Below are 12166 nucleotides of genomic sequence, written 5' to 3'. Positions count from 1 at the left end.
TTGATAAAGTATTTTTATGCATGAAAATTTTTACCATACTGTAAAAGTCTATTATGAGGACACTGATGCAGGTGGAATTGTATATTATGCAAATTATCTAAAATATCTTGAAAGAGCTAGAACTGAGGCTTTAAGAACCATTGGTCTTAGTAATTTACAAATTAAAGAAAAATTTGGAGCATTGATTATTGTTAAATCTTGCAACATTGAATTTAAAAAATCTGCATATCTAGAGGATAATTTAAATATAAGATCTTTTATAAAATCAGTAACCAAAACATCATTCGTTATGAATCAATTTATATCAAAAGATGACAATATTATAGTTGAAGCGCAGGTTCATTTGGTATTTGTTAATGATAAAAGTAAACCAATTAAAGTACCTGAAATAATTTTTAATAATTTTAAACCTTATTTCTGTGACAGTATCAAACTTTAGATATCCGTTTCACTTTTTTAAATAAATTAACCATCATTTTTAACGATATTAATTTTGTGTTTACATTTCGTGGACTTGGATGATAACAAGAAATTAAAACAATATTATCAGGCATTAAATAGAATTTGCCATGTTTAAAAACTATTTTTTTATTAATTTTATATCTTTTTTTGTAATGTTTAATGCAACTATCAAAAGCTACTTTTCCTAGAGCGATAATAGTTTTTAATTTTTTTAAATTCTTGATTTCAAAATCAAAATATTTGGAACAGTTATTTAGCTCATCTTTAAGTGGTTTATCGTTTGGAGGCACACATTTTAAAATATTAGTTATATAAGCATCATCAAGTTTAAGATTATCATTTATATTTTCCGACCTAGATTGATTTGCTATTTTTACTTCATGAAGACATTTAAATAAAAATTCCCCTGATTTATCACCTGTAAAAGCTCTACCAGTTCTTGTGCCACCATGGGCCGCTGGAGCAAGGCCTAATATTAAGATCTTGGCATTAATATCTCCAAATCCAGTAACTGGCTTACCCCAATAAGTTTCATTAATATTTTGTTTTCTTTTATTAGTAGAAATTTTTTTTATAAATTCAACTAATCTTGGACATTTTTTGCATTTAATAATTGTCTTATTTATATTTTTAAATTTAATACTCATTAATGAAATTTTTAAAATTTTTATTAATAATATTTATTATTAATTTACCAATTAAAGCAGAGTCAAATCAAAACTTAATTACTGAACTTAAAAAAGGTGGAAAACTAATTTTTATTAGACATGCTTATGCCCCTGGTGGAGGAGATCCAGAAAATTTTAATTTATATGATTGTAATACGCAGCGTAATTTGAGTCCATCTGGAAGAGATCAAGCTAGAAAAATAGGAAATTTTTTTCAAGATAATAAAATTCCAATTGATAAAGTTTATTCAAGTGAATGGTGTAGATGCAAAGAAACCGCTTCAATAGCTTTCAACAAATATGAAACAAAAAATTTTTTGAATTCTTTTTTTAGTTCACAATTTGCTAAAAATAAAGATTCTCAAATGAAAAAATTAAAAAAGTTTATTAAAAATTGGGATGAAAACAAAAATTTGATTTTTGTCACTCATTATGTCGTAATTTCTGAAAGTTTAAATTATACTCCATCCTCAGGAGAGATAATTGTTTCTAATAAAGATTTTAAAGTTATTGATACAATTAAAACTGAATATTAATATGATTTATTATGTCTTCTAAAAAAGCTATGAAACAAGCTCAAAAACAAGCTTATGCTAAACATAGAAGCAGTATCACAAATAGTAGATTTAATTCTAAGAATAAAAGTTTTTTAAAAAAAAATAAAAAGAAAAACTAACTTTCTTTTTCAAATCTTTCAATTTTTTTACACTCAGACATTAATGAAATTCCAACCTCTTCATTAATCACAGTTTTAATCATTATATTTGAATTTTCTAATTCGAAAACTAATTGAGTATAAAATTGAGGATAACCAATTTTATCTGTAAATATTTTGTTGTCTTCTTTATATATAAATTTTGTTGTGGTATTTTTTTTCATTACTGACAAATCAGTAATTCTATATTTTTTAAATGTTTTATCATTGTAAACATAATTTCTTGTCATTAATGATTTTTTTAAATCTAAAATGTATTCATTTTTTAAAAAACCATCTTCTTTATGATCACATTTACTTAATATAATTATTTCAGCATCTAGTTTGAGAAATGTAAAAAAAATTAATATAAAAAATATAAAAAAATTATTTTTTTTCATTTTTATCTACATAAAAAAGAGCTATCAAAAAAATGATAGTCCATAAAAATATTGACATAGTTTTGATGAATGTAGTATTTGCCCCCCAAACATCAAAAAAAAGTGCTCCAATTATAACCCCTAAAATATAAGTAATTATTAATATTTTTAATTTGTTCATTTGAATTAATAGATCTATAGAATTTTAAAGCATAAAATTATCATTTTTTTATTAATTGTCATTGGACAAATAGTTTCAATAATATATAAAACCCCGTAATTTGTGGGGCGATGGCGGAATTGGTAGACGCGTTGGTCTTAGGAACCAATATTTTCGGATGTGAAGGTTCGAGTCCTTTTCGCCCTACCAAAAAAAAATTATGAAGGTAACAATAGAAAACATAAAAGGTTTAAACAAAGACGTAAAAGTTTTAATAGACAAAGAAACGATGAACTCTCATATGGATGAAAAATATGAAGAGATTAAAAGTACCGTCAACTTAAAAGGATTTCGTCCAGGTAAAGTTCCAAAAGAAGTCTTAAAAAGACAATTTGGAAAAGCAGTCTTTGGTGAAGTTTTAGATAAAGTTCTAAAAGACACTTCAGCTAAAGCATTAGAGGAAAACAAAATTAAACCTGCTGGTCAACCTAAGCTTGATCTTAAGACTTATGGTGAAGATAAAGAATTAGAGTATGTTATGTCAGTTACAGAGCTTCCTAAAGTTGAGACTAAATCATTAGAAAGTATTAAATTTGATGAATATTCAGTTAAAATCGATGATAGTGAGACAGATAAAAGAATTAAAGAAATTGCAAAAAATCAACCAAGTTTTAAAGAAGCATCTCCTGAAACAAAGGCAAAAGAAGGTGATTTAGTTACTTTAGATTATAACGCTACAATTGATGGTAAAGAATTTAAAGGTAGCGAAGGTAAAAATACTCAATTAACATTAGGAAAAGACTTATTCCTAAAAGGCTTTGATAAACAATTAATTGGTGCAAAAAAAGATGATGAAAAAATAGTTGAAGCCACTTTACCGGAAAATTTTCCTGAAAAAGAATTAGTAAATAAAAAAGCTAAATTTGTTTGTAAAATTTTAAATGTTAAAAATCCTGAAGATGTAAAAATTAATGATGATTTTGCAAAAAACTTAGGTGCTAAAGATTTAAATGATCTAAAGACATTAATTTCAAAACAAATTAATGATGAATATAAAAATTCTTTAGATCAGTTAGCTAAAAATCAAATTCTTAAGGAAATAGAGAAAATTAAAATTGATGAAATTCCAGAAAATTTAATTGAAGGAGAGATCAAAATTCTTTCACAAGGAATGTCTGAAGATGAAGCTAAAAAGAATAAAGCTAAATTTACTGAAACAGCTAAAACAAGAATTAAAACTGGATTAATTTTAAACGAATTTGGTGAACAAAATAAAATTCAAGTATCTGAACAAGAAATTCAGGCTGAAGTTCAGAAACAATTAAGAATGATGCCTGGACAAGAAAAAATGGTAATGGATTTTTATCAAAAAAATCCTTCAGCTGTAGCTAGCTTGAGAGGAACTGTTTATGAAGAAAAGATTTTAAATTTAATTAAAGAAAAAGCTAAACCCAATAAAAAAGAAATATCTAAAGCTGAAGCTGAAAAAATTTTAAAAGAAGCTCATAATCATGATCACAATCATGATACAGAAGCAATGGATGAGAAAAAAGAAACAAAAAAAGAAGCCAAACCAGAATCTGATGAGAAAAAAAAACCATCAGCAAAATCATCTAAATCTAAGCCTGTAGCAAAAAAAGTTAGCAAAAAGTAATCTCAAGTTGTATAAGTAATACGAATCAACTTATGACAACTAAATTATCTGAACATATGAATACATTAGTTCCAATGGTAGTAGAGCAATCAAATAAAGGTGAAAGAGCTTATGATATTTATTCAAGACTTTTAAAAGAGAGAATTATTTTTTTAACTGGTCAAATAAATGACAATGTAGCATCACTAGTTACTGCTCAATTATTATTTCTAGAGGCTGAAGATCCTAAAAAAGAAATTTACTTGTACATCAATAGCCCTGGCGGTTTGGTTACTGCTGGTCTTGGTATTTATGACACTATGCAATATGTTAAACCTGACATTTCAACTTTGTGTATTGGCCAAGCAGCTTCAATGGGATCATTTTTACTTGCTGCTGGCACAAAAGGAAAAAGATTTTCTCTCCCAAATTCAAGAGTTATGGTACATCAACCCTCTGCAGGTTTTCAAGGACAAGTAACTGATATTGAAATTCATGCAAATGAAGTCTCATCACTGAAAAAAAGATTAAATGAAATCTATTCTAAACATACAGGCAAATCTGTAGATGAAGTTAAGGCTGCTTTAGAGAGAGATAATTTTATGACAGCTGATGTTGCAAAAGATTTTGGTCTTATAGACGAAGTTGTAGAAAAAAGATCTTAATACACCATATATAGAATATCTGATAATCCAAACTTGATTAGTTGGAGTCTTATATAATAAAGTAAGATAATTGATTCGAAATAAATTTTATGACAACAAATAATAAAAATATTCTTTACTGTTCTTTTTGTGGAAAGAGCCAACACGAAGTTAGAAAATTAATTGCTGGGCCTACAGTATTTATTTGTGATGAATGTGTTGAACTATGTATGGATATTATTAAAGAAGAAAACAAAGATACGTTTGTAAAGCATCAAGACGGACTTCCGTCACCAAAAGAAATATGTTCTGTTTTAGATGATTATGTAATAGGTCAACCGCATGCTAAGAAAGTTTTATCTGTAGCAGTTCACAATCACTATAAAAGATTAAACTATGAGAATAAAACTAGTAAAAATGTTGAACTTGCAAAATCTAATATTCTATTAGTAGGACCAACAGGATGTGGTAAAACTTTGTTAGCTCAGACATTAGCAAGAATTTTAGATGTTCCTTTCACAATGGCTGATGCTACCACTTTAACAGAGGCAGGTTATGTTGGTGAAGATGTTGAAAATATTATTTTAAAACTTTTACAAGCTTCTGATTACAATGTTGAAAAAGCACAAAGAGGAATTGTATATATTGATGAAGTAGACAAGATTAGTAGAAAATCTGAAAATCCTTCAATTACAAGAGATGTTTCTGGTGAAGGTGTTCAACAAGCTTTGTTAAAAATTATGGAAGGAACAGTAGCAAGCGTTCCACCTCAGGGAGGAAGAAAACATCCTCAACAAGAATTTTTACAAGTTGATACAACAAACATATTATTTATTTGCGGAGGAGCTTTTGCCGGACTTGATAAAATTATCTCTCAGAGAGACAAGGGTACATCAATAGGTTTTGGCGCAGATGTTAAAAATACTCAAGATAAAAAGACTGGTGAATGGATGAAAACTCTTGAGCCAGAAGATTTATTGAAATTTGGTCTAATACCTGAATTTATTGGAAGACTACCCATGATTGCAACACTTGAGGATTTGGATGAAAAATCATTAATAAAGATTCTTCAAGAACCAAAGAATTCACTAACAAAACAATATCAAGAACTTTTTAAATTGGATGGTGCAAAACTAACATTTAAAGAAAATGCACTAAAAGAAATTGCACAAAAAGCGATTAGTAAAAAAACAGGCGCAAGAGGTTTAAGATCTATCTTGGAAAATATATTATTAAAAACAATGTACGACTTGCCAAGTCAAGATAATGTTGAAGAAGTAATAGTTGACGCAGGAGCAGCTAGAGGACAATCTCAACCTATTTTAGTTCATGCTAAAGGTGACAATAAATCAAAGTCAAACAAACCATCAGCGGCTTAATATCCTTAATAAGTAATAAAAACCTATTGCAATATAAAATATAATATCCATATTATTCCTATGGACGTCAAAATAACATTACCTTTATTGCCTCTCAGAGATATTGTTGTATTTCCAAGTATGGTCATTCCTTTATTTGTTGGTCGTGATAAATCTATCTCTGCTTTAAATGAAGTAATGAAAAAGGATAAAAAGATTATTCTTGTTACTCAAAAAAATTCCGAAATTGATGACCCTAAAAAAACTGATATTTTTATGTACGGTTGTGAAGGTAACATACTTCAACTATTAAAATTACCAGACGGAACAGTTAAAGTTTTAGTAGAAGGTATTAAAAGAATAAAAATCTTAGATTTTAAAGATAATGATAAGTTTATTACTTGTGATTATTCACATTACAATGACGTAGTTTCAAAGGATGAGGATTTATATCCATTAGCTGTAACAGCTCTAAGAAGATTAGAAAAACTGACTTCTATTAACAAAAAAGTTTCAAGTGAAACTATTAACACAATCAAACAATTAAAAGATCCATCTCAAATTGCTGACAACATAGCATCACACATAAATGCTACAATTTCTGAAAAACAACAAATTTTTGAAACAGTTGATGTAAAGAAAAGATTGAATGCCATAATTAAAATAATGGAAAATGAAACTAGCATTATTGGTGTTGAAAAAAGAATAAGAGGTAGAGTTAAGACTCAGATGGAGAAAACTCAAAGAGAATATTATTTAAATGAACAATTAAAAGCTATTCAAAAAGAATTAGGTGAAATTGAAGATGGTAAGGATGAAACTTCAAGTCTCAATAAAGCTATTACAAAAGCTAAAATGCCAAAAGAAGTTGAAAAAAAATGTTTACAAGAATTAAAGAAATTAAAAAATATGAGTCCTATGTCTGCGGAGGCTACAGTTGTGAGAAATTATTTAGACTGGATGACAGAACTTCCTTGGCACAAAAAAAGTGAAGTAGATATCGATCTAACTAAAGCTTTAAATATTCTTGATACTGATCACTTTGGTTTAGAAAAAGTTAAAGAAAGAATTATTGAATTTTTAGCAGTTCAAAAAAGAATGGATAAAATTAAAGGCCCAATACTATGTTTAGTTGGTCCTCCAGGAGTAGGAAAAACTTCTTTAGGTAAATCTATTGCTAAAGCTACTAACAGAGAGTTTGTTAGAATGTCAGTAGGAGGAATGAGAGATGAAGCTGAGATAAGAGGTCATAGAAGAACCTACATTGGATCTTTACCTGGCAAAATAATTCAAATGATGAAAAAAGCGGGTACTAAAAATCCTTTAATTTTACTCGATGAAATTGACAAAATTGGTAATGATTATAGAGGCGATCCATCTTCCGCTTTATTAGAAGCATTAGACCCAGAACAAAATACAACTTTCAACGATCATTACTTAGAAGTAGATTATGATCTTTCAGATGTAATGTTTGTAACAACTGCAAACACTCTAAATATTCTTCCGCCACTTTTAGATAGAATGGAAGTTATAAGATTAGCTGGTTACACAGAGGATGAAAAAATAAGTATTGCCAATAAGTATCTTTTGCCGAAACAAATAAAAGATAACGGTGTTAAAGACAAAGAGATGAAATTAGATGACAATATTATCAAAGAAGTTATCAGAGGTTATACAAAAGAATCTGGTGTTAGAAATTTAGAGAGAGAAATTTCAAAATTAGCAAGAAAAGTCGTTAAAAAAGTTGTAGCTGGTGAAGAAAAGGAAGTTAATATAAATGATAAAAACCTATCTGATTTTCTTGGTGTAGCTAAATTTAAATTTGGAGAGCTTGAACCTGAAAACAGAGTTGGCATTGTAACAGGTTTAGCGTGGACAGAATATGGTGGTGAGATTTTAAAAATTGAAACTGTCACTATGCCGGGTAAAGGTAGAATGCAAATCACCGGAAAACTTGGAGATGTTATGCAAGAGTCAGTTAAAGCAGCTAAATCTTTTGTAAGATCTAAGTGTTTAGAGTATGGAATTATACCTCCGTTATTTGAAAAGAAAGACTTTCACATACATGTTCCTGAGGGTGCAACACCAAAAGATGGTCCATCAGCAGGTATTGGTATGGTTACATCAATTGTTTCTTCAATAACAAACATTCCAATAAGAAGAGATGTTGCTATGACTGGTGAAGTTACTTTAACAGGCCAAGTTTTACCAATTGGTGGATTAAAAGAAAAATTATTAGCGGCCCATAGAGCTGGAATTAAAGAAGTGCTTATTCCAAAAGAAAATGAGAAAGACTTGGTTGATATGCCAAAAAAAATAACTGATGATATTAAAATTTCTCCTGTTGAGCACGCTGATCAAGTTCTGAAAATTGCCTTAACAAAAGATCTTAAGCCTACAGAATGGGTTGAAGTTGATATAGCTAAAAAAGACGATAAGTCACAAGCAAGCATCCAATAAGAGCAATCTTTTTCAATTCTTAATCATTATTAAGCTAGGAATCTGTTCATAATTTATGTAAGTTTTTATATATTAAATAAACTTTATAGAGGGGATAATATGAATAAATTTAGCAAAATATTAGTTGTTTTGTTTTCATCTTTATTTTTAAGTTTCGCAGTTAACTCAACAGAGGTTAAATTTGGACACGTAGGAAAACCTGGTTCACTATTTTCAGCATCAGTTGATCATTTTGCTAAACTTGCTAATGAAAGATTAGGTAGCAAAGGTAAAGTATCAGTATTTGGTTCTTCGCAACTTGGAAAAGATAAACAAGGTATGCAAAAACTTAAATTAGGTACAGTAAATATGTGGTTACCATCATCAGTAATGGCATCAATTCATGATGAATTTGGTGTATTTGATATGCCTTTTATTATTAAAAATAGAAGTCATATGAATAAGGTTGAAAGTCAAGTTTTACCAGGGATGTTTAAAAATCTTGAGGATAAAACTGGATATAAAGTTATTGCTGTATGGGAAAATGGTTTTAGACACATCACCAATAACACTAGACCAATAAACACTCCAAATGATTTGAAAGGAATTAAGTTAAGAACTCCTAAATCAAAATGGAGAGTTAAAATGTTCCAATCATATGGAGCTAACCCTACACCTATGTCTTTTTCAGAAGTTTTTACAGCATTGAAAACTGGAACTATGGATGGTCAGGAAAACCCATATGCGCAAATAGCTAGTGCTAAATTTCAAGAAGTTCAAAAATATTTATCAATCACAGGTCACGTTTACACTCCTGCTTATGTAACAGTACATAAAGATCATTGGAGTAAATTACCTGCAGATGTACAAAGTATTTTAGAACAAGCTGCACAAGATACACAAAAATTTGTTTATGAAGAAGCGGCTAAACTTGAAAAATCTTTGTTAGGAGTAATTAAGTCAGCAGGTGTTCAAGTTAACGAAGCTGATAAGGATGCTTTTATAAAAGCAAGTAAAGGAATATACGATCAATTTGCATCAGAGGTACCAACTGGTGGTGCGTTAGTTGATAAAGTTTCTTCACTAGCAAATTAATATAATTCAAAAATAATTTTTATCAGGCCCTCATTCTGAGGGCCTGAATGAAATATGACATTACAAAAATTTATAAATAGTTACGAAAAATTTTTAAAACTAATATTGTTTGTCATGATGGTGGCACTTGCAGTAACAGTTTTATTAGGTGTATCTTTTCGTTTTGCAGGTAGTGCATTAGTTTGGTATGACGAAGTTGCTGCAGTTCAACTTGCATGGATAACATATTATGGTTCAGCATATGCATCTTTAAAAGGAGCTCATATAAGTGTTCCAAGTATTTTTAAAGCCTTTCCACTATCATTAAGAAAAATATTTTTTGTTTTATCTAAATTAGTGGTTTATGGTTTTTTAATTTTGTTGGCATATTACGGTTATTTAGTTTTGACATTAATAACAGGCGAAACATTAGTAACACTTGAGTGGGTGCCCCAAACATTTGTTCAATCAGTAATACCAATTGCATCTTGTTTATTTATTTTATCTGAAACTTTAAGAATACCAGAAGATTATAGAAATTTAGTTTTGCAAACATCGGGTGTTGAGCAAACAGGAGATATTTAATGATAATATTAACAATGTTTGCAGTTCTACTTTTCCTTCTTTCAATAAATGTTCCTATTGCTATCGGTCTTGCAGTCACAACAATTGTTGCAATGGTTTTGAAAACAGGAACAAGTTTTTTAATAGATACAGCTATTGTTTTATTTGATGGATCAATGAAATTTCCATTAATCGCAATACCTTTGTTTATTCTTGCAGGCTCAATAATGAATAGTGCTGGAATTTCTAGGAGATTAATTGCATTTGCCTCAGCTTTAGTAGGATTTATTAAAGGTGGCTTAAGTATGATTAATATTGCTACATCAATGTTTTTTGCAGAGATTTCAGGTTCTGCTGTTGCCGATGTTGCTGCATTAGGCTCAATACTTATACCTGCAATGAAGAAAAAAGGATATCCGGGTGCATTTGCTGCAGCAGTAACATCATCATCAGCTTCTTTAGCAATAATTATTCCACCATCAATACCTATGATTGTTTATGCAGTAATGTCTCAAAGTTCTGTTGTACAATTGTTTGTAGCTGGAATTATTCCAGGTGTAATTGGAGGTTTCTTTTTAATGTTAGCAGCATATATTACTGCAAGACGTAAAAACTTTCCTGTTGAGGAAACATTTAATATTCCAAATGTTAAAAAAACTGCAAAGGATGCAGCATTAGCATTTTTACTACCTGTAATAATTTTGGGTGGAATTTTTGGTGGTGTTGTAACAGCTACTGAAGGTGCCGGTCTAGCAGTTGTTGCCTCACTAGTTATTGGATTTATTTATAGAGAAATTGATTTCAAAAGATTATACGAATCAGCTACAGAAGGAGCAATTCAAACAGCATCAGTGATGTTATTAGTTGCGGCTTCAGTTTTATTAGGTGAATTTTTAACAATTGAACAAATTCCACAAAAAGTTGCAGCATCAATTATTGATTTTACAAATAATAAATATGCAGTTTTAGCTATACTAAATGTATTTTTATTAATTATTGGTTTCTTTTTACACTCAGTGGCAGCAATAATACTTACTGTTCCAATAGTAATGCCTTTGGTAAATGCAGTTGGAATAGATCCAGTTCATTTTGGAATAATAGTTACTTTGAATTTAGCTATTGGACAACAAACACCTCCTGTAGCAAGTGTATTGGTCACCGCATGTTCAGTTGCTAAAGCTGATATTTGGGATGTAACAAGAGAAAATCTCTCATTTATTTGTGTATTATTGATATTGTTAATGTTGGTAACTTATGTTCCAGCCATTCCAATGACATTAGTTGAATACTTTTATAGGAGTTAAATGAGTAAACTAATTAAATTAAATCAAAAAAATATTTATTTAGCTGAAGTTGTTTTAAATAGACCAGATAAATTAAACGCAATGACTAAGCCGATGTGGATTCAGCTTGGAAAAGTATTTAAAACACTATCAAAAAATAAAAAATTAAGATGTATTATTATTAGAGGCGAGGGTGGAAAATCATTTTCTCCTGGAAATGACATTGGAGAGTTTAAGGAAGAAAGATCTTCATCAAAGCTTGCAAAAGACTATGGAAAATATTTACATGGAACTCTAGGTGAAATATTTAATTGCCCAATACCAACAGTGGCTTTAATTGAAGGAATTTGTGTAGGTGGTGGATTAGAAATAGCAGGTTGTTGCGATATTAGAATTTGCGGTAAAAGTTCAAGATTTGGTGTACCAATCAAAAGATTAGGACTAACAATGGCCGCTAAAGAATTAGAAGTACTTTTAAAGGTAACAAATTATTCAACAGCAATGGAAATTTTATTTGAAGGAAGAGTTTTTAGTGCTGAGGAAGCTTTTGAAAAAAAGCTCGTTAATAGAGTTGTTAATGATAAAGATGTAGAAAAAGAAGCTTATAAATCTGCAGAATTAATATGTGAAGGTGCTCCAAAAGTAGCAAGATGGCATAAGCAATTTGCTAGAAATATTCTTAAAAATGGCAAAGTAACTGAGAAAATAAATAATCTTGGTTATAAATGTTATGATACTGAAGATTTTAAAATTGGATACAAATCATTTTTAAATAAAACAAAACCAAAATTCAAAAATAAATAATAA

14 protein-coding genes and 1 tRNA gene are annotated in these 12166 nt (G+C 29.3%); 12 read left to right on the top strand and 3 right to left on the bottom strand.

Annotated elements, in window-relative coordinates:
* Positions 1–16: 16 nt before the first annotated feature.
* Positions 17–439, top strand: a complete 423-nt coding sequence (locus PB7211_RS05895; RefSeq protein ID WP_008545805.1) for a YbgC/FadM family acyl-CoA thioesterase — start codon at positions 17–19, stop codon at positions 437–439.
* On the opposite strand, the gene PB7211_RS05890 is transcribed toward PB7211_RS05895, so the two are convergent.
* Entirely contained in the window at positions 429–1109 is a 681-nt protein-coding gene (locus PB7211_RS05890; RefSeq protein ID WP_008544295.1) for a uracil-DNA glycosylase, read from the bottom strand. The genes PB7211_RS05895 and PB7211_RS05890 overlap by 11 nt on opposite strands.
* Before the next feature lie 2 nt (positions 1110–1111).
* Between PB7211_RS05890 and PB7211_RS05885 the strand changes: the two genes are divergently transcribed.
* A complete protein-coding gene (locus PB7211_RS05885) occupies positions 1112–1666 on the top strand; it encodes a histidine phosphatase family protein (protein ID WP_008544919.1) in 555 nt (184 codons plus the stop codon).
* Positions 1667–1677: 11 nt separating this feature from the next.
* Entirely contained in the window at positions 1678–1806 is a 129-nt protein-coding gene (locus PB7211_RS08080) for a hypothetical protein (RefSeq protein ID WP_255347119.1), read from the top strand.
* Here the strand turns inward: PB7211_RS08080 and PB7211_RS05880 are convergent.
* Both PB7211_RS05880 and PB7211_RS07980 read right to left on the bottom strand, forming a co-directional pair.
* On the bottom strand, positions 1803–2225 hold the full coding sequence (locus tag PB7211_RS05880; RefSeq protein WP_008544997.1) for a hypothetical protein: 423 nt from the start codon (positions 2223–2225) through the stop codon (positions 1803–1805). The genes PB7211_RS08080 and PB7211_RS05880 overlap by 4 nt on opposite strands.
* Positions 2212–2385: a hypothetical protein gene (locus tag PB7211_RS07980; RefSeq protein WP_008545565.1), complete on the bottom strand. Its 174-nt coding sequence runs from the start codon at positions 2383–2385 to the stop codon at positions 2212–2214. Before PB7211_RS07980 ends, PB7211_RS05880 begins: the two co-directional genes overlap by 14 nt.
* Before the next feature lie 104 nt (positions 2386–2489).
* Between PB7211_RS07980 and PB7211_RS05875 the strand changes: the two genes are divergently transcribed.
* The 9 genes from PB7211_RS05875 to PB7211_RS05835 all read left to right on the top strand — a co-directional run bounded on the left by PB7211_RS05875 (position 2490) and on the right by PB7211_RS05835 (position 12163).
* Positions 2490–2574, top strand: a tRNA-Leu gene (locus PB7211_RS05875).
* A gap of 10 nt (positions 2575–2584) precedes the next feature.
* Entirely contained in the window at positions 2585–4018 is a 1434-nt protein-coding gene (gene tig / locus PB7211_RS05870) for a trigger factor (protein ID WP_008544344.1), read from the top strand.
* A 32-nt stretch (positions 4019–4050) separates the two neighbouring features.
* Positions 4051–4662, top strand: coding sequence for an ATP-dependent Clp endopeptidase proteolytic subunit ClpP (clpP, locus tag PB7211_RS05865; RefSeq protein ID WP_008544446.1), 612 nt, complete (start codon positions 4051–4053; stop codon positions 4660–4662).
* Between the two features lie 89 nt (positions 4663–4751).
* Entirely contained in the window at positions 4752–6020 is a 1269-nt protein-coding gene (gene clpX / locus PB7211_RS05860) for an ATP-dependent Clp protease ATP-binding subunit ClpX (RefSeq protein WP_008544754.1), read from the top strand.
* 60 nt (positions 6021–6080) lie between these two features.
* Entirely contained in the window at positions 6081–8459 is a 2379-nt protein-coding gene (gene lon / locus PB7211_RS05855; protein WP_008544970.1) for an endopeptidase La, read from the top strand.
* A 99-nt stretch (positions 8460–8558) separates the two neighbouring features.
* Positions 8559–9533, top strand: a complete 975-nt coding sequence (locus PB7211_RS05850) for a TRAP transporter substrate-binding protein (protein WP_008544722.1) — start codon at positions 8559–8561, stop codon at positions 9531–9533.
* Positions 9534–9587: 54 nt separating this feature from the next.
* Positions 9588–10097 (top strand): TRAP transporter small permease, encoded by a 510-nt coding sequence (locus tag PB7211_RS05845; protein WP_008545472.1) that lies wholly within the window; start codon positions 9588–9590, stop codon positions 10095–10097.
* Entirely contained in the window at positions 10097–11380 is a 1284-nt protein-coding gene (locus PB7211_RS05840) for a TRAP transporter large permease (RefSeq protein WP_008545419.1), read from the top strand. Before PB7211_RS05845 ends, PB7211_RS05840 begins: the two co-directional genes overlap by 1 nt.
* Positions 11381–12163 (top strand): enoyl-CoA hydratase/isomerase family protein, encoded by a 783-nt coding sequence (locus tag PB7211_RS05835; RefSeq protein WP_034399136.1) that lies wholly within the window; start codon positions 11381–11383, stop codon positions 12161–12163.
* Positions 12164–12166: the final 3 nt, after the last annotated feature.

Origin of the sequence: Candidatus Pelagibacter sp. HTCC7211, from assembly GCF_000155895.1 — a bacterium.
Taxonomy (GTDB): Bacteria; Pseudomonadota; Alphaproteobacteria; order Pelagibacterales; family Pelagibacteraceae; genus Pelagibacter.
The sequence above is the reverse complement of the archived record's forward strand: the minus strand, read 5'-3'. Positions and strand labels throughout refer to the sequence as shown.